The 17,625-nt window shown below is 68.8% G+C and carries 15 protein-coding genes; 8 read left to right on the plus strand and 7 right to left on the minus strand.

Annotation, left to right across the window (positions count from 1 at the left end; translation table 11 throughout):
- Positions 1-124 precede the first annotated feature (124 nt).
- The 4 genes from QF027_RS14735 to QF027_RS14750 all read left to right on the plus strand — a co-directional run bounded on the left by QF027_RS14735 (position 125) and on the right by QF027_RS14750 (position 2,934).
- On the plus strand, positions 125-724 hold the full coding sequence (locus QF027_RS14735) for a YceI family protein (protein ID WP_306982186.1): 600 nt from the start codon (positions 125-127) through the stop codon (positions 722-724).
- Between the two features lie 68 nt (positions 725-792).
- Positions 793-1,926, plus strand: a complete 1,134-nt coding sequence (locus QF027_RS14740) for a low temperature requirement protein A (protein ID WP_307082368.1) — start codon at positions 793-795, stop codon at positions 1,924-1,926.
- 116 nt (positions 1,927-2,042) lie between these two features.
- Entirely contained in the window at positions 2,043-2,477 is a 435-nt protein-coding gene (locus tag QF027_RS14745) for a cupin domain-containing protein (protein ID WP_306982184.1), read from the plus strand.
- A gap of 238 nt (positions 2,478-2,715) precedes the next feature.
- Positions 2,716-2,934 (plus strand): hypothetical protein, encoded by a 219-nt coding sequence (locus QF027_RS14750; RefSeq protein WP_306982182.1) that lies wholly within the window; start codon positions 2,716-2,718, stop codon positions 2,932-2,934.
- Between the two features lie 220 nt (positions 2,935-3,154).
- Here the strand turns inward: QF027_RS14750 and QF027_RS14755 are convergent, their stop codons facing one another.
- The 5 genes from QF027_RS14755 to ilvC form a co-directional block, all read right to left on the minus strand.
- The gene (locus tag QF027_RS14755; protein WP_307082369.1) at positions 3,155-3,583 is read right to left on the minus strand and encodes a VOC family protein; all 429 of its coding nucleotides are present in this window, start codon (positions 3,581-3,583) and stop codon (positions 3,155-3,157) included.
- Positions 3,584-3,623: 40 nt separating this feature from the next.
- Positions 3,624-4,586 carry a Dyp-type peroxidase gene (locus tag QF027_RS14760; RefSeq protein WP_307074980.1) on the minus strand — a complete coding sequence of 321 codons (963 nt, stop codon included), beginning with the start codon at positions 4,584-4,586 and terminating at the stop codon, positions 3,624-3,626.
- 41 nt (positions 4,587-4,627) lie between these two features.
- Positions 4,628-5,452 (minus strand): hypothetical protein, encoded by an 825-nt coding sequence (locus QF027_RS14765; RefSeq protein ID WP_306982178.1) that lies wholly within the window; start codon positions 5,450-5,452, stop codon positions 4,628-4,630.
- A 169-nt stretch (positions 5,453-5,621) separates the two neighbouring features.
- On the minus strand, positions 5,622-6,365 hold the full coding sequence (locus QF027_RS14770) for a PIG-L deacetylase family protein (RefSeq protein WP_373431005.1): 744 nt from the start codon (positions 6,363-6,365) through the stop codon (positions 5,622-5,624).
- 55 nt (positions 6,366-6,420) lie between these two features.
- Positions 6,421-7,419 carry a ketol-acid reductoisomerase gene (gene ilvC, locus QF027_RS14775; RefSeq protein WP_307074981.1) on the minus strand — a complete coding sequence of 333 codons (999 nt, stop codon included), beginning with the start codon at positions 7,417-7,419 and terminating at the stop codon, positions 6,421-6,423.
- Positions 7,420-7,617: 198 nt separating this feature from the next.
- Between ilvC and QF027_RS14780 the strand changes: the two genes are divergently transcribed.
- The 3 genes from QF027_RS14780 to QF027_RS14790 all read left to right on the plus strand — a co-directional run bounded on the left by QF027_RS14780 (position 7,618) and on the right by QF027_RS14790 (position 12,885).
- Positions 7,618-9,591 carry a prolyl oligopeptidase family serine peptidase gene (locus QF027_RS14780; RefSeq protein ID WP_307074983.1) on the plus strand — a complete coding sequence of 658 codons (1,974 nt, stop codon included), beginning with the start codon at positions 7,618-7,620 and terminating at the stop codon, positions 9,589-9,591.
- 231 nt (positions 9,592-9,822) lie between these two features.
- Positions 9,823-10,659, plus strand: a complete 837-nt coding sequence (locus QF027_RS14785) for an alpha/beta fold hydrolase (protein WP_307074985.1) — start codon at positions 9,823-9,825, stop codon at positions 10,657-10,659.
- A 300-nt stretch (positions 10,660-10,959) separates the two neighbouring features.
- Positions 10,960-12,885 carry an AfsR/SARP family transcriptional regulator gene (locus QF027_RS14790; RefSeq protein ID WP_307074986.1) on the plus strand — a complete coding sequence of 642 codons (1,926 nt, stop codon included), beginning with the start codon at positions 10,960-10,962 and terminating at the stop codon, positions 12,883-12,885.
- Positions 12,886-12,938: 53 nt separating this feature from the next.
- Here QF027_RS14790 and QF027_RS14795 read toward each other — a convergent pair whose 3' ends face one another.
- Entirely contained in the window at positions 12,939-15,761 is a 2,823-nt protein-coding gene (locus QF027_RS14795) for an ATP-binding protein (protein WP_307074988.1), read from the minus strand.
- 295 nt (positions 15,762-16,056) lie between these two features.
- Positions 16,057-16,593, minus strand: a complete 537-nt coding sequence (locus tag QF027_RS14800) for a GNAT family N-acetyltransferase (protein WP_307074990.1) — start codon at positions 16,591-16,593, stop codon at positions 16,057-16,059.
- A gap of 238 nt (positions 16,594-16,831) precedes the next feature.
- Here QF027_RS14800 and QF027_RS14805 point away from each other — a divergent pair, with 238 nt between their 5' ends.
- Entirely contained in the window at positions 16,832-17,338 is a 507-nt protein-coding gene (locus tag QF027_RS14805) for a nucleotide triphosphate diphosphatase NUDT15 (protein ID WP_306982163.1), read from the plus strand.
- Positions 17,339-17,625: the final 287 nt, after the last annotated feature.

Below are 17,625 nucleotides of genomic sequence, written 5' to 3' on the forward strand. Positions count from 1 at the left end.
ACATCGACCGCGCGGGGCTTGTCGTCCGCACCGCGGCACGGCAGGCCCCCGTCCACAGTGGCCGAAGCGGGCCCTGAGACAACGCGCCTTGTCACCGCAGTAACCGTAGAGAAAGCCATTCACCATGCTCACAGGACGCGACCGAACCGCTTCTCCCGGATCCGGCACCTACGCGGCGGTCACCGGTGCCTACACCATCGATCCGGCCCACACGACGGTCGGATTCTCCGTCCGGCACGCCATGATCTCCACCATTCGCGGCAGGTTCGACCGTTTCGAGGGCCTCCTCCTGCTGGACGGCTCCGACCCCTCCCGGTCAACGGCGTACGTGAGTGTCCAGACCGACAGCATCGACACGGGAATCCAGGAACGCGACGCGCACCTGAGAGGACCCGATTTCTTCGACTCCGCGACGTTTCCCCTGATGGCCTTCCGCTCCACGGGAATCGTCCAGCGCGGCGACGACGAGTTCCGTCTCACCGGCAACTTGCGCATCAAGGACGTCGAGCTGCCGCTGGACATCGATCTCGTCTACGGCGGAGCCGGCGTCGGCGTCGACGGACAGCACCGGGTCGGCTTCGAGGGGACGGCCACCCTGCGGCGTTCGGACTGGGGGCTCACCTGGAACACGACTCTGGAGGCGGGAGGCGTACTCGTCAGTGACAAGGTGACTCTGACCCTGGACGTCTCGGCGGTACGGATCGATCAGGACGCGGCGGCGTGAAGGCGGTGAGGTCGTCGAGGGTGACAGTTCTGGTGTCCTCGCCGCCCTCCGGTGCCTGGCACCGGCCGATGCTCGCCCGCCATGCCGGTGAGGAACACCGCACCGCCACCGCGCTGGAGTTGTTCTTCGACCTGTGTTTCGTCGCCGCCGTCGCCCAGACCGCCTCGGCGTTCGAGCACGAAATCGCAGCGGGCCGTCCAGGTCACGGCCTTCTCGGCTACGCACTCGTGTTCTTCGCGATCTGGTGGGCCTGGATGAACTTCACCTGGTTCGCCTCCGCCTACGACACGGACGACGTGCCGTATCGCCTCCTCACCCTGGTCCAGATCACCGGAGCTCTGGTCATGGCCGCGGGGGCCACCAAGGCCCTGGAGCACGGGGACTTCCAGATCATCACGTGGGGTTATGTCGTCATGCGGCTCGCCATGGTGAGCCAGTGGCTGCGCGCCGCGTACACGGACCGGGAACGCCGGCGGTCGGCACTGCGGTACGCCCTGGGCATCTCCGTCCTGGAGATCGGCTGGCTGGTCCGCCTGGCCCTGCCCCACGACGGCGGCATCGCCTCGTTCGCCGTCCTCGCGGTCGGTGAACTCGCGGTTCCCGTCTGGGCCGAACGTGCCGTGGGCACCACGTGGCACCCGCACCACATAGCCGAGCGCTACGGGCTGTTCACCCTGATCGTGCTCGGCGAGTCCATCACCGCCGCTGTCCTTGCCGTCCGCACCGCCCTGGACACCGATGCGGAAGCCGGCTCCGTCCTGCTCATCGCACTGGGTGGCATCCTGACCGTCTTCGCCCTGTGGTGGCTGTACTTCGCCCAGGACGCACCGCGTCGCCTCAAAACCCAGAGCACGGCCATGATGTGGGGCTACGGGCACTACGCGGTGTTCGCCGCGGCAGCGGCCGTAGGGGCCGGACTGGCCGTCAACGTCGCCCATCTCACCGACCACGGCACTCTCACCGACGTCCAGGCCGCGGCCACGTACACGGTGCCCGTCGCCGTCTTCATCGCCTGCGTGTGGCTGCTGCACCGGCGGACCGTACAACTGCCCACCACGGCCAACGTCCTTCCCCCGGTCGCGGCTCTCGCCGTCCTCGCCACCACCTTCACGACGGTCGCCGTGTTGTGCACCGGCGTCATCGCGTCGCTCCTGATCGGTGCGTCCCTCGTCGTAGCCCGGCGCGAAGCCCATGCGTCCTGAACGGTACCGCCGCACGACTTCACACTTAGTGGCATTACAGTGTGTTCTGTCAAACACACTCCCACGTGACCTCCCCCCTGGGGGTCACCACCTCCTCGCGCCCGAAAGGGATCATCATGCGCAATATGCTGCGTGCAGCAGCTGTCGGTGCAGCGTGCACCGCGCTTTCACTCACCTCCGCGGTCGCCCAGGCGACTCCCGGAGGTCCCGGCGTCACCGGCAAGGTCCTTGCCCAGAAGACCATCGGGGACCGGGACTACATCCTCCGAGAGGTCACCATTCCGCCCGGCCAGGGAACGGGCTGGCACTACCACGACGGCACGCTGTACGCGTACGTCAAGCAGGGAACGCTGAGCCACTTCGACGCCACGTGCGCCTCCGACGGCGTCTACGACAAGGGCAGCTCCCTGAAGGAGCCGTCGGGCGCGGACCACGTGCACCTGGGCCAGAACCGCGGCGCGACGGACGTCGTCCTGGAAGTCCTCTACGTGCTGCCGCACGGCGCCCCGTTCGCCGAGGACGCCCCCAACCCCGGCTGCACGTTCCAGTAGCCCGGCGCGCGCCGCACTACGGCCGCGTCCGTCGTACGGACGCGGCCGATCGCCGACAGCTGTCACAGCTCCTCCCGCTGCCCGGTCAATCGGGTGTCAGCAGCTTGCGGTGGCGTCCACCCGAGCCCCGCAGCGAGGAGGAGGCAACATGGCAGGGACCCAGGTCAGTCGACGCACTCGGGCGATCGCTGTAAGCCCGCCGACAGAGCTCCGGCACGAACCGAGGGAGGACGGGCAGATGCTCCGAGGGACCGACCGGCAAGCCGATCCCGCCGCCGCCACCGCGTCGCTGGCGGCAGAGGCCGCCCTGCTCGAGGGGCGGCTGAGCCAGCTCAGAGAGGCCATCCACACGGTGGACGCACGCATCGAGTCGATCTCGGAGACCCTCCGGCGGCTGCGCCACACGGCGTCCGGGTCCGACGACGGCGAGTCTGACTCGGCGACGCACCACCACTGACGGACCGAGCAGACAGACGGAGCGTGTCGTCCCGGGTCGTCGTGGCACGGCAGGCGAGCTGACGGGGCCGCCCGCTTTCATCGCCGACCGGCGCCCATGAGGGGATGCGCACCCGGACGTTCCGGAGCCGAGCCGGGTCGCCGAGCACCTGAGCAGGCGCGGGCCGAACCCGCGCCGGCTCGGTCTCCGACAGCCGGCACCACGAACAGAACGGCCGGGTTCAGTTCGTTGCCTCCTGAAGCACCCACCCGTTGCCGTCCGGGTCACTGAATTCCGCATACGAGCAATAGCTGCGACGTTGCGGATCAGGGCCGCTGACCCGCCTCTCACCCGTGCAGCGGTGGAACAGCTCGCTCGTGTCGTGGAAGATCCCACCCATCTCCACACCCCTGCCGAGGAGCTCTTCGTGGGCCTTCACGATGTCGGAAACGACGAGGTGGAGCCCCTGAGCCGAACCCGGCGGGGCAGTGGTGACCCCGACGCCGAAGAGGATCGAGCACGGCGAGCCGGTGGGCGTCATGTGCACCACCCGGTAGGTGTCATCGGTGACGCGATCGGCATCCAGGCGGAACCCCACCGCCTCGTAGAACGCTCTGGCCCGGTCGACGTCGGAGACGGGCAGAACCACAACTTCCAGTTTGAAATCCACTGTCGTCATCACTTTCACGGACGGAGAAACGGTGTCGTCGTCAAGTCCCAGCAGTCGGCGGCTCGGGAAGGTCCTCCAGGAAGTCCGCAGCCGGCGAGAAGAGCAGGGAGCCTGTCACCGGGACGGAGAAGTCCAGGATGCGGTCGTACGGCGCCGACTCCGTGCCCAGGAACATCCGCTCCAGCATCGTCTCCGTCACCTCGGGGGTGCGGGCGTAGCCGATGAAATACGTGCCGAACTCCGCACGGCCCACGGCGCCGAAGGGCATGTTGTCGCGGAGGATCTCGAGTTCTCTGCCGTCCGCGTCGGTGAGGCTGGTGAGGGCGACGTGTGAATCCGCGGGTTTGACGTTGTCGGCGAGCTCCACGTCGGACAGCTTCCGTCGGCCAATCGCTCTCTCCTGCGCCTCGACGGACAGTTCCTCCCACGCGTCGAGGTCGTGCAGGTACTTCTGCACGACGACGTAACTCCCGCCCGAGAAGGACGGATCCTCGTCGCCGACGACCACCGCCGCGTGCGCCGCGGGACCCGTCGGATTCTCCGTTCCGTCGACGAAGCCGAGCAGGTCGCGTTCGTCGAAGTACTTGAAGCCGTGCACCTCGTCCTGGACCGTCACTGCCTGGCGCAGTCGGCTCATGATCTCCGTGGCAAGCGCGAAGCACAGGTCCAGACGGGAGGCGCGGATGTGGAAGAGCAGGTCACCCGGGGTGGCGACGGCTCGGTGCACCGGGCCGTTCACTTCCCGGAAGGGATGGAGCCGGGCCGGACGCGTCCCGGAGAACAGGCGGTCCCAGGCGTGCGAACCGATGCCGGTGACGCAACTCAGCCTGCCGTCGGGCTGGGCACGGAATCCCACGGCCCGTTCCAGCGAGCCGATGTCCGACAGCAGCTCACGGACGGTGGTCTCGCCGCCGCTGTCGATCGTCACGACGAGAAAGATCGCCGCACTGGTCAGCGGGGACAGAACCATCTGAGGCACCGGTTCCGCGACGTCTCCGGTCATGAGGGCTTCCCTTCCGGCCGCCGGCCGCGGCAGATGTGTCATCAACGCCAGTAGTCGTCCAGACGATCGGTCCGGGACAACTCGCGTTTCTCCTGGTGAGTCAACGGATGCGCGGTAGCGGCACGCTTGATCGCGTCGAAGGCGTCCTTGTCCAGGACACCTTTGGATCGCAGCTCTTCCAGTAGCAGGGCCAGCGCGTCGGTGTTCGCGCACGCCTTCTCCATGGTCCGCTCGAGTTGCGGTTGGTTCACCAGAGCAAGAGGATCGGGCGCCGCTTGTGACGTGTCCTCGTCGGCGATCAGCACCAGGTTGTGACGACGGGCTCCTTCCCCGGCCCGCTGCCACACGCGGCGCCCGAAGCGCATACGCAGAGGTTCGTCGCTGATGCCTCGGCGGATGACGTCGAAGAACTCATGCGGCTTCCCGAGAAGCTCCTCCAGCCGCTCATCGTTTTCGTCGGACACCTCGGTGACGAACGTCGCCGTGATCGTCTCCTCGCCGACGTCCTCTCTGTACCTGATCGGAACGAGAGTGAGTCCTTCGATCTCGAGAGCGGAGACGTGGAGCTCCTCCACCTCCTGGATCTCCGCCTTGTAGATGTAGATCTCGGGTCTGCGTCCTTGGGAGACCGCGGTCCAGCCCTCCGACACGCGCCAGGTCGCGTCCGTCCCCTGAATGTGCGGTCCATCGGCCGTGGAGGCCGCCTGGAGCTCGGCGTCCAGTTCCTCGTGCCGTTCGTCCGGCACATGGAGCTCCAGCGCGAAGCGGCGCAAAGAACGGCCGTTGTGGACGGAGGCGACGGCAGGCAGCTCCGCGGCCGGGAGTTCGCGGACCGCGCCGAGCAGAGTGAGATGCAGTGTCGTCATTGCCGATTCTCTTCCATGCCGGTCTCAAGGGACTCTGCTCGACGTCTCGGACGGCCGCAGTCACACGATCCGCCCGGAACACAACAGTGGTTTCCACACTATCACTGCATGGCAGGTGTCAACCGGTCCCCAGCACCCGGCAGAGATCAATGACCCGGCAGCCCACGCCTCACCGGCTGAACAGTTCGAAGACAACAGCCGGCACCCCACCGAAACGTGGGCTCAGGGCGCTGGTGCTCTCGGTCAGGAATCGTCGTGCATACGATTCGGGGTCCTCGGCGGTCAATGCCTCGAGGTACGTGCGGTGCTCGCGAAGCGACAGCACCGCACGCTCCAGACCGTGATCAGCACGCACCGCGTGCGTGGGGTTCGGGGAATTGGCCACGGCCACCCATCGGACCCCGTTCCAGGGCTGGAGACCCGCCTCGGTCAGTTCGGGAAAGATCCAGCGATTACCGGCATCCGCCGCCGCGTCGAGAGCGGCGTGCGCTACGGCCACGTGGTCCGGGGTGTTCCAGGCCCCGGCACTCCAGGTCGTGTGATGGTTGAGCGTGATGACCAGTTCGGGCCGGTGGCGGCGCACGGCCGCAGCGATGTCGCGGCGCAGCGGGAGGCCGTATTCGATCATGCCGTCGCGATGGTCGAGAAACTCCACGGCTGACACGCCGACCACCGCCGCACTGGCACGCTGCTCCCGTTCCCGCAGCGGTCCGCACTCGGTCGGCGCGATCGTGTCGATGCCGGCCTCGCCACGAGTGGCCAGGAGATAGGACACCTCGCGGCCGGCATCGGTCCAGGCGGCGACGGCGGCCGCGCAGCCGTATTCGAGGTCGTCGGGATGGGCCACCACCGCGAGGGCACGCTGCCAGTCGGTCGGCATCGGCTGCAGTTGACCGGGCATCGACTCGATCATGATTCGTTCCCTTGTTCCGACGCGTGCCGGCCGCTTCGCCCGAGCCGCAGGATGCTCACGCCTCGTCGTTCACCCATGACATCAGTTTGCGCAGTTCCTTGCCGGTTGTCTCCAGCAGGTGCTCGGAGTCCTGCTTCTTGTACTCGTTGTACTTCTTCAGACCGCCGTGGTACTCGTCCATCCACTCACGGGCGAAGGTGCCGTCCTGGATCTCGGCGAGGACCTTCTTCATCTCGGCCTTGGTGGCGTCCGTGATGATCCGCGGGCCGGTGACGTAGTCGCCCCACTCGGCGGTCTCGGAGATCGACCAGCGCATCTTCTCCAGGCCGCCCTCGTACATGAGGTCGACGATGAGCTTCAGCTCGTGCAGGCACTCGAAGTACGCGATCTCCGGCTGGTAGCCGGCCTCGGTCAGCGTCTCGAAGCCCGCCTTGACCAAGGCGGTGACGCCGCCCGCGAGGACGGCCTGCTCACCGAACAGGTCGGTCTCGGTCTCCTCGGTGAAGGTCGTCCTGATGACGCCCGCACGGGTGCCGCCGATGCCCTTCGCGTACGACAGGGCCAGCGCAAAGGCGTTGCCGGAGGCGTCCTGCTCCACCGCGACGAGACAGGGCACGCCGCGACCCTCCTCGTACTGACGGCGCACCAGATGGCCCGGGCCCTTGGGTGCCACCATGCACACGTCCACCCCGGCCGGGGGCTGGACGAAGCCGAAGCGGATGTTGAAGCCGTGGCCGAAGAACAGCGCGTCGCCGTCCTTGAGGTTCGGGGCGATGGACTCCTCGTAGACCTGGCCCTGGACGGGGTCCGGCACCAGGATCATGATGACGTCGGCCTCGGCGGCGGCCTCCGCCGGCGTCACCACGCGCAGGCCCTGCTCCTCGGCCTTGGCCTTGGACTTGGAGCCCTCGTGCAGACCGACACGCACGTCGACACCCGAGTCACGGAGCGACAACGCGTGGGCATGGCCCTGGCTGCCGTAACCGATGACCGCGACCTTGCGGCCCTGGATGACGGACAGGTCGGCGTCGGCGTCATAAAACAGCTCGGCCACGGCAATCACCTTTCACTTGGGGGGTAGGAGCGAAACACTATCGCACTGTGTGTTGTCACAGCTCGTGTAGGTTCGAGGCTCGTCTTCACATGTCACGAGGGAAGACATGCCGTCGAAGAAGCCCACACCCGCTTGGGGATGAAGGGAAAACATGGTGTCTGTGAACGCGACGCCCCCAGTGCCAGTAAAGGTGATCCCGTGACAACACCCGCGCCCTTCGGGTCATGGGGATCCCCCGTCGACAGCGCGGCCGCGACGACAGGTCTTGCCGCAGGACAGATCGCGGCGCCGTCGTACGTCGGCCTGGTCGACGGCGAGGCGTGGTGGGTGGAGCCGCGTCCCCAGGAGGAAGGCCGGTCGGCACTCGTGCGCGGCCGAGCCGACGGTACGACGGAATCGCTTCTGCCCGCCCCGTGGGACGTGCGCAGTCGGGTCATCGAATACGGCGGCCGGCCCTGGGCCGCCGCCCAGGACGGCGCGGACACGCTCGTCGTCTTCGTCAACCATGCCGACCAGCGGCTGTACACATGTCGTCTGCACGAGGGGCGCAGCACCGCGCCCGTCGCGCTGACCCCCGTTTCACCGGTGGGCGGAGGCATCCGCTGGGCCGAGCCGGTGCTCGATCCGGTACGCGGCGAAGTCCGTTGCGTCATGGAGGAGTTCACAGGGGGCGGCCCCAGCGATGTACGAAGGCTCCATGCTGCCGTACCGCTCAATGGCGCGGCCGCCGCGAACCGCTCTGCCGTCCGGGAGTTGTCGGCCCCAGACCATCGTTTCGTCTCCCAAGCGCACCTCTCGCCCGACGGACGACGTGCCGTATGGCTCGCCTGGAACCACCCCCACATGCCCTGGGACGCGGCGGAACTGCGTATCGCCGAGGTGACCGACGACGGCTCCTTGCGGCGTGCCCGGACGCTGACCGGAGGGCCGGGCGACCCGGTGGCGCAGGCCGAGTGGTCTTCCGCCGGCACGTTGATCGTGGCTTGTGAGGGCACCGGGTGGTGGAACCTGTACGAGGTGGACCCGGACACGGGTGACAAGCGTCCGCTGCACCGGGCCGAGGAGGAGTTCGCCGGTCTGCAACGCCTGGGGCTCCGGTGGTTCCGGCCACTTGCCGACGGACGACTCGCCGTCCTCCATGGTGTGGGAGGCCAGCGGCTCGCCGTCCTGGACCCCGCACGGGGGCAGTACGTCGACGTGCCCGGACCGAAGGACGAGTGGCTGCCCCACATCGATGCCGTCGGGAACCGCATCGTCGGGGTCGCGGCGGGACGCTTCGCTCCCTACGAGGTGATGGAGGTGAACGCGGACTCCCTGGCCACCCGCGCCATGAGTCGTACGCCCAGGATGGCGGTGGACACCGCGTACCTGCCGGTACCCGTCCCTCGGGTGTTCAAGGGCCGTGCGGGACATGCCATTCACGCGCAGGTTCATTCCCCGCGCAACGCCGCCTTCTCGGGCCCGTCCGGCGAAGTGTCCCCGCTGGTGATCTGGGCGCACGGTGGGCCCGGTCTGAGGGCTCCTCTCGCTCTCAATCCGGAGATCGCCTACTTCACCTCTCGGGGCATCACCGTGGCGGAGGTCAACTACGGTGGCACGCCGGGATTCGGACGCGCCTACCGCGAGAGACTGCGCGAGCAGTGGGGCGTGGTGGACGTCGAGGACTGTGCCGTGGTCGCACAGGAGTTGATCGCCGAGGGCACGGCCGCCGCGGGGCGAGTGGCGATCCGGGGCGTCAGCGCGGGCGGTTTCACCGCGGCGCTGTCGGTCGCGGCACACGATCGCCACCTGTACGCCTGTGCCACGCTTTACTGTCCCGTTCTGGATCTCCTCGCTCTGTCCGCGGGAGGGACACACGACTTCGAGTCGCACTACCTGGACTCGCTGGTCGGTCCGAAAGAGCGCGCGGACCTCTACCGCGCCCGGTCCCCGATTTATCAAGCGGACCGGATAGACGTACCGCTGCTGCTCTTCCAGGGACTGGACGACGTCGTGTGTCCGCCCTCCCAGGCAGACGTGTTCACCGGTGCTCTGTCCCGGCACGGCGTGCCCTACAAGTACCGTACTTTCGAAGGCGAGGGCCACGGTTTTCGCCGACAGTCCACGCTCATGACGTGCCTCGAAGAGGAACTGCGGCTGTACGCGGACGTGTTCCGCTTCGCTGTGTCCTAGCGTCGACGAGACCGGCTCCGGGCCTCCGGGCGGCCGCACAGTGTGAACGCCTGGCGAGACAGTGTGTGATGCGGGGCACAACGTATTGCACTGGGTGCCCGGATGCCGCAGCATCTCGGAGATGTGAACGCCGCACAGGGGCCGACGGCCCTTTCTCGCCCCGCCGTTGACCCGGACTCGCCTCTCTCTCCCGCCACTCACACCATCTCCGTACGGCACGGAACCTCTGTCGTGGACCAGCGCTATCACGTCACCGGCACCGGCCCCGTATGTCTTGTCCACCCTGGGGGACCGGGCATCGGCTGGGAATATCTGCGCATGCCCGAACTGGAGCGGAGCATGACGATGGTGTACCTGGAGCCCGTCGGCACGGGTGCGTCCGGCCGGCTGGCCGATCCCCGTGACTACAACCTGTCCACGTACACACACTTTCTGCACGCGGTGATCGAGCATCTGGCGCTGCCGCACATCATGTTGCTCGGCCATTCTCACGGTGGGTTCGTGGCCCAACGCTACGCTCTTGATCACCCGGACCGCGTGGCCTCGCTGATCCTTTACGACACCTCTCCGGTGACCGGTGACGACTTCTGGCGGACCGCGGTCGCCAACCTGGAGCACTTCGCCCGTCACCACGTCTCCGAGCACCCTGAGGTGGCCGGCTACGTCGCCGGGCTGAGCAGCCGGCCCGACCGGTTCGACGACGAAGGCGCGACGGCGGTCCTGCGCACGATCACTCCGGCCTACTTTCACGACTACTGGGGCCGCGAGGACGATTTCGCCCCGGGGCGCCAAGCCCTGCGCATGTACGCGGCACCGTCCTGGGGCGAGGGTCCCGCGTTCGACGTACGAGAAGAACTGTCCGCCCTCACCGCCCCCACGTTGGTGCTGGTCGGAGACGACGACTTCATCTGTGGGCCGCACTGGGCCAGGATGATCCACGAGGCGGTTCCCGGGTCACAGCTCGCCGTCCTGCGCAGGACAGGGCATCTGGGCCATATCGAGAGCTCCGAAGAATTCACCACCGCAGTGGTCGAGTTCCTCTCCTCCGTCTCCGGGGACACCGCGTGAGGTGACGAGAGCACTCGAGAACTGCCGTTCCCGTCACGGCAGTTCCCACCACCGAATGTGCCGTCCGTCATGGATCACCGGCGACTCCCCGCGCCCGCACTGCCCCCTCCGCGCCGCACCGGGGCGTTTGCGTATGACTGCTCCGCCGGCCACGGTCACGTGACCGATGCGTCAGCCGTACGTCACGGGCAAGAGTGAAGCGGCAGTTCTTCAGGGCAGTCACGCTCCCCGCCGGGCAGACGGCCGTTTCGGGATCCCGGGGTCCGTGGACGACGTAGGGAAGGCAAGGGCAGCGGCGAGATGAACGCGTCAGTGCGTTACTCGATTCTCGGTGCCGTGCGCGCCGTGCGCGGGGAGACCGAGTTGGAGATCGGGCCGCCGAAGCGGCTGGCGCTGCTGTCCTTGCTGCTGTTGCGTGCGCCCGAACCCGTGACCCTGAACGAGGCGGTGGACGTCCTGTGGGACCGTACTGCCCCGTCGAGTGCGGTCAACGTGGTGCACCGGCACATCGGTGGGCTGCGGCGGACACTGGAACCGGGGCTGCCCAGCCGGACGCAGGCCGAGCATCTGGTGCGTACCGCCGGCGGGTACCGGCTGCTGGTCGACACCTCCACATCCGATCTGCTGCGATTTCGTGGCCTGCGCGCACAGGCGCAGCAGGCGGTGAGAGCGGGCGAGCCCGCACGGGCAGCGCGGTATTTCCTGGAGGCGGTGCGTCTGTGGCGTGATCCGGTGGTGGCGGCGGGCACGCCAGTGGCGCGGCATCCGCTGTTCACCTCGGTGGGGCACGAGTTCGTGGCGACGGCGAAGGAGGCCGCCGATGTGGTCCTGACAGCGGCGCCGAGGGCGACGGAGGAAGTGCTCACCGCACTGTGCCGCGCGGTGGACCACCATCCCCTCGATGAGGCGCTGCACTCACGGATCATCGCCGCGCTGGCCGCCACCGGTCGGCAGGGCGAGGCACTTCGGCAGTACGAGATCATCCGGCGCACCCTGGCCGAGGACCTGGGAGCAGAACCCGGACCCGACCTGCGCGCCGCCCGGGAGCGCCTGCTCCGGCTCATGCCGTCCGACGGGGCGACCGGCCCGGCTCTGGTCCCGGCTTCCAGCCGGGCGCCGACGGTCCCGCTCTTCCGGAGCGACGGCGTCGCAAGGCCGGCCCAACTCCCCGGAGACTGTGTTCCGTTCACCGGTCGAGGCCAAGCTGTCGAGCAGTGCATGGAACTTCTGCCCACGCCCGCGCAGAGCCGCTCGTACGGCACGACCGCGGTCCTGTGCGGCATGCCCGGAGTGGGTAAGACAACGCTGGCGGTGCACTGGGCCCACAGGATCGCCGACCGCTTCCCCGGCGGTCAGATCCATCTCGACCTGCAAGGCCACCACCCGACGAACCCTCCCCTCACCAGTCGACAGGCGATGCGGGAAATCCTTGACGCACTCGACGTCACCGGCACGAGTGCGAGCGACACCGCGCTCACCAGCCTGTACCGGACGACACTGGCCAACCGGCGCCTCCTCGTCCTCCTCGACGACGCCCGCGACTGCGAACAAGTCCGCCCGCTGCTTCCCGCCACCTCCGGCACCCTCGCCATCGTCACCAGCCGCCGCCGTCTTGAGGGCCTCACCGTCACGGACAACGCCCACGTCATCACCGTCCACCCCATGACCCCGGCGGAAGGCCTGGAATTCCTCGATCGCCGTCTGGGAATCCGCCGAACGCGCGCCGAGCCCACCGCCACCCGGGAGATCGTGGATCTCTGCGCCGGCCTCCCCCTCGCGCTCGCCGTCACAGCCGCCCGCGCTGACGCCAACCCCACCTTCCCCCTCACCGCCCTCGCCGCCCACCTCCGCGCCGACACCGAAACCCTGAACGCCTTCGCCGGTTGGGACTCCCACACGGACCCCCGACGGCGGTTCGACCACACCTACCGATGCCTCTCCCCCGGCGCCGCCCACCTCTTCCGGCTCCTCAGCCTTCATCCCGCAGCCGAGATCACCGTCCCCAGCGCCCTGAGCCTCACCGGCGGCAGCGACCCGCGCATCGCTCAGCAACACATCGTCGAACTCACCGACCACCATCTCCTCACGGAACAGGCCCCCGGCCACTACACGTGCCACACGCTCCTGCGCACCTACGCGGGGGAAGTCAACCGCGCTCATGACGACCCGGTCACTCGAAACCACCGTGAACCACCGGCTGTGCCGAGTGTGAGCGGCTCTCCATGACGGCATGGGGGAAGTCCGCGCACACGTCGAGGTCGGGTGGGCCGGGGCAGGTGTCAGGGTTTCCGCTCGCCCGGCTCCGTGTCCCGGGCGGCCAGCGCGTCCCGGAGGGCCGTACGCGAGCTGATGCCGAGCTTGGGGTAGATGCGGTAGAGGTGCGCGCTGACCGTGCGGTGCGAGATGTAGAGCCGCTCGGCGATCTGCTTGTTCGTGAGGCCGGAGGCGGCCAGCTCGGCGATCTCACGTTCCTGCGGTGTGAGTTCCTCCGCCCCGCCTCGCTCCTCGTGGTTCGCGACGGACTGGCCGGCGGCACGCAGTTCCTTCGCCGCGCGCTCCGCCCAGGGACCGGCACCCAGCTGCTGGAAGGTGCGGAGTGCGGACAGCAGCGGGCCCCTCGACTCCAGGGTCGCCCGGGCCCTGCGAAGGCGCTCACCCTGCGCCAACTGCACACGGGCCCGGTCGAACGGCCAGAGGTCCACGTCCGGCGCGGACAGCGCCTTGGCGAACAGATCGGCCGACACGTCGTCGTCCTCGGCGACGAGGGCGGCAGCGCCGCCGGCCAGGAGCGCCAGCCGGGGGGACAGCGTCTCGGCGCTCGACTTCTGTACAGCACGCACATGCGCGACCGCCTCCGCCCGGCGGCGGGTGCGGACGGCAGCTTCCACCAGCTCGAAGAAGACCCAGAGCGCGTGGTGGGCGTACGGCGCCAGACTGCCCGCCGGGCTGATCGCATGCGCGTGCCGAAACGCTTCTTCGAAGTCACCGGTCGCCAGGTAGGCAAGGACGTGCACCTGATGTGCGTACTGCACCACCGACCGCAGGCCGCGCGGAGACGCCCAGTCCGTCATGCCCTGTGCGAGCTCGTGGGCTGTTTCGACATCGCCGCGCACCGCGGCCACCAGCCCCTTCGTGAAGTGGAAGTACCAGGAGAAGAAGCTGTACCCGGTCTTCGCACACAGCTCGAGTCCTTCGTCTGCCAGCTCCACGATCTCGTCCCACCGCCCGGTGTGGAAGTCGTCGAGGCTCAGGTACAGCAGGCCGCTGAGGGTCCTGCGCACCGGGCCGCCTTCCCGGCCCTGACGTACGAGACGCCATGACGGCTCCCGCAGGGCCGCCAGGCGGTCCGGGTAGATCGAGGCGATTCCGATGCGCACGATCCGGACGGGATCGGTCTCGTTCACCGCACCGTCGACGAGCCGGTCGAGCTGCCGAAGGGTCGCGGCTTCGGTACGGGCCGGATCCGAGAACGTGCTGCCGGCGACGGACAACAGCTCCGGCGGTTCGGGTCGCATCCGGGAGAGCGCCGTGTGGAAGGACTCCCACAGCTCCGCCCTGGCTCCGTAGTTGCACAGCAGCAGGAGCAGGTGCAGCGCGTCGACGATCGCGGCGTTTTCGGCCTCGTAGCCGTGTGTGCCCTCTTCGATGGCGCCGGCCAGCAGACGGTGGGCCGTGTTCGCGTTGCCGTCGCTGTTCAGCAGCAGCTGGACCGCGGCGGCGGCCGCCGAGTGCGGTGAGTTGGCGTAGTCCGGGTCCGCGCGCCGCGCGTCCTCGAGGAGTTGTGACGCACTCTGCAGCGCTCCCATCGCCTCCGCGCCGATGTACGCCGCCTCCTCCAGCCGGCGAGCACGGTCCGGGCCTCGCGGGCTGAGGTCCGCGGCCCTGGTGAGCGCCGCGATCGCGGCCACGGCGTCACCGCGGTTCAGGACGTGGCGCGCCGCCTGCTCCAGCAGAGCGGCCACGTGCTCGTCAGGGGCGAAGGTCGACTCTCCCAGGTGCCAGGCCCGGGCCTCCGTCCGGTCGCTCAACACCTGGGCCAGGGCCCGGTGCGCGGCGCGCCGATGGTTGCTGGTGGTGGCCTCGACCACGGCGGAGCGGATCAGTGGATGGCGGAACACGAGCCGGCGGGTGCCCTCGTCCACGGACAGCAGTTGGTCCCGCTCGGCGGGCACCAGGTTTTCCAGGTCGCCCTCACCGCCCAGTTTCCGCGCCGCCGCATGCAGGACGCCGAGGTCGCCGCTCCCTTCCAGGGTGGCCAGCAGGAGCAGGTCCTGCGTCGCCGCCGGGAGGCTTTGGATGCGGGAGACGAACATGGACTGCAGGCGCTGGCTGAGCGGCAGGACGGCCGGCAGGGTCTCCAGCGCCCTGCGCTGCTTGGCCCGCAGCCCGTTGGGCAGCTCCAGCAGGGCCAGGGGGTTGCCCTGCGCGGTGGTCAGCAGGCGCTGACGGACCTGACGGGCCAGGTTCGGGAATCGTTCGTCGACCAGGCGGGTGGCCGATTCCGTGTCCAAGGGAGGAAGCTCGTACGTCGGGAGGCCACCGCTCTCGAAGAAGCCCGCCGTTCCGGAGCGCATGGCGGCCAGGAACCTCAGTCGGCTGCCGGCGAGCCTGCGGGCGATGAAGGCGAAGACGGCGGCGCTCGACCGGTCCACCCAGGGAAGATCGTCGACGATGACCAGCACGTCGCTCTCGGCCTCCTCGGACGCGGCCTGCAGCACGGCCAGGGCGGCGTTGGAGACGACCAGGCGGTCCGGCGGCTGACCGACGCCGAAACCCAGGGCGACGCGTATGGCGTCCCGATGAGTGGCGTCCAGGGTGTCGAACGCGTCCTGCAGCGGCAGGAGCGCCTGGTTCAGTGCCGAATAGCTGACGTCCGCCTCGAACTGAACGCCCGCTGCACGCAGCACGCGAGTGCCGGCGTCCACCGCCGACTTCGCGACGGCGTCCAGGAGCGCTGTCTTCCCCACGCCCGGCTCTCCGGACAACAGCAGGGCGCCGCCGGAGTCCGTGTGCGTCAGGAAGCCGGAAACCCATTCCAGGTCCCGGTCGCGCCCCACCAACGGGCTGGTGACACCCAGCAGCAGCGGGTTGGTGACTCTCACCGGACGCCCCTCCCAGCCCACGTCAGGCCGACGACGCGTCCAGCCGTGTCCCCGGGGTGGTGAGGCACGCACATCTCTTCCCCGCCCGCGGCCACCGATCATGTGCCGAACTTGTGTCGTTTGAACCTTGCTGTGAGGGTAACCTACACAGTTTGCTCCTCGAAGAGATGCAATCGGCACAACTCAAGCTTTTCAGCCAACTCAACCTGGCAGTAGTCGCAGGTCACACTGGTTGAGTACACACGGTGTCGCGACGGCACATGGACGTCACTCCGCGCGCGGACGCCACGGACGCTCAACGGCGCCCCGCCCCGCACGAACCGGCCGACGCCGGCAGAGTCGTCCCCGCTGCGGGAAGAGGACGCCGGCGATGTCGCTGGTCTGCGCCCGAGCTGTCGTCACGCCCCCCCTCCCGGACATGGCGGATCGGAACACCGGTACGGCGCAGCATGGCCGTCATGCGCTCGTCCCCGGGGAGAATGAGGCCGTAGACCTCTCCCCAGCCCTGTTCGACGGCGCTGCGGCCGAGACCGTCCAGGAGTCGGGTCCCCAGCCCCTTGTTCTGCCAGGCGTCTTCGACCAGGAGCGCTGCCTCGGCGTTGCCGTTGTCCGGCATCAGATGGCCCACCGCGACGAGACGTCCGGACGGCCCCCGGACCGCCAGGTGCACCGACCCTCGGCGGGACAGCAGCGCCCCCAGGTAGGAACCGGGATCGCCCATCGCCCTGTGGCAGCGGCTCCACAACGTGTGGGCGGAGCACCGACGGTGCAGGGCGACCACGCGTTCGGTGTCACCCTGACCTGACCGGACGATCAGTGGTTCGTGACGCATGTCCTCTTCCCTTTCCGCAGGCAGGAGAGCGACATTCGTCGGCGGTCCCGTTCACCCACCGGCCTCCGTGCGATGGGCCCAGGCATGAGACCGGGCAACGCGGGGCGATGTGACAGTCGGGCATGCGAAAAGGCCGCGACAGTCGGCGACAGCGGCAGCGCAGACGTCACCCGGGCACGGGGGCCTTTGCAGTCGGCTCGCCGATGCTTTCAGCAGCTCCGCGAGGTGGAATGGCCCGATGAACTCTCCTGAACACGGCACCGAACGCCCCGAACGCGCCCGACCCGCCCCGAACAGCCTCACCGGTGTCGGCCTCGCGGTCCTCGATTCCGCGGGTCGCGTCCTGCTCGGGCTCGGCCATGACGGCCGCTGGGAACTTCCTGGCGGCAAGGTCGACACCGGGGAGGATTTCGAGACGGCCGCCGCCCGGGAACTGGCGGAGGAGACCGGGCTCGTGGTGCCCGCGACGGCCGTACGGGTACTGGCGGTTCTCGTCGACGGCCTCAACGGTCTGACCCGCGTGACGGCCGCAGCGGTCACCGAGAGCGCAACGGGTACGCCTCGGGTGACCGAGCCGAACAAGATCGTGCGCTGGGACTGGTTCGCCCGCGCGGCGGTCCCTTCCGCGCTGTTCCCGCCGTCCGCCGCGGTCCTGGACTGCCTGTGGCCCGAAGCGGAACCGCGAGGAACAGCCGGGTTCCGCCATTACGGGCTTCTCGGCCATGCCCCCGACCGGCTCCGCTGAATCCGGGGTCGGCATCCGGCAGCTGATGCAGCCGTCACAGCCTCCCCAGCTACTCGGTCATGAGCTGTGAGGGCCTGCGCCGGCGGCCTGCGAAGCCTCTCGGCGAGGAAGGGAGCGAGCGTGGCCAGTGCCTGCCACCATCGGGGATCGCCGCCTGGGCATCCGCTCCAGCGCCGACGCCCGCACCGACGCCGACGGAACGGACCACGCTGCTCGCGCGCGTCTCCGACGGCTCAGATCCATGTCGGCGCGTCAACCGGCGCCGCCGCGCCCCGCAGTCTCCACGG

Origin of the sequence: Streptomyces canus (assembly GCF_030816965.1) — a bacterium.
Taxonomy (GTDB): domain Bacteria; phylum Actinomycetota; class Actinomycetes; order Streptomycetales; family Streptomycetaceae; genus Streptomyces; species Streptomyces canus_E.

Bases quoted from the DNA above. Each gene is read 5' to 3' on its own strand.
- QF027_RS14750 (WP_306982182.1), top strand. From the start codon at position 2,716: ATGCTCCGAGGGACCGACCGGCAAGCCGATCCCGCCGCCGCCACCGCG.
- QF027_RS14790 (WP_307074986.1), top strand. From the start codon at position 10,960: ATGAACGCGTCAGTGCGTTACTCGATTCTCGGTGCCGTGCGCGCCGTG.
- QF027_RS14765 (WP_306982178.1), bottom strand. From the start codon at position 5,452: ATGACGACACTGCATCTCACTCTGCTCGGCGCGGTCCGCGAACTCCCG.
- QF027_RS14770 (WP_373431005.1), bottom strand. From the start codon at position 6,365: ATGATCGAGTCGATGCCCGGTCAACTGCAGCCGATGCCGACCGACTGG.
- QF027_RS14805 (WP_306982163.1), top strand. From the start codon at position 16,832: ATGAACTCTCCTGAACACGGCACCGAACGCCCCGAACGCGCCCGACCC.
- QF027_RS14760 (WP_307074980.1), bottom strand. From the start codon at position 4,586: ATGACCGGAGACGTCGCGGAACCGGTGCCTCAGATGGTTCTGTCCCCG.
- QF027_RS14745 (WP_306982184.1), top strand. From the start codon at position 2,043: ATGCGCAATATGCTGCGTGCAGCAGCTGTCGGTGCAGCGTGCACCGCG.
- QF027_RS14735 (WP_306982186.1), top strand. From the start codon at position 125: ATGCTCACAGGACGCGACCGAACCGCTTCTCCCGGATCCGGCACCTAC.
- QF027_RS14800 (WP_307074990.1), bottom strand. From the start codon at position 16,593: ATGCGTCACGAACCACTGATCGTCCGGTCAGGTCAGGGTGACACCGAA.
- QF027_RS14740 (WP_307082368.1), top strand. From the start codon at position 793: ATGCTCGCCCGCCATGCCGGTGAGGAACACCGCACCGCCACCGCGCTG.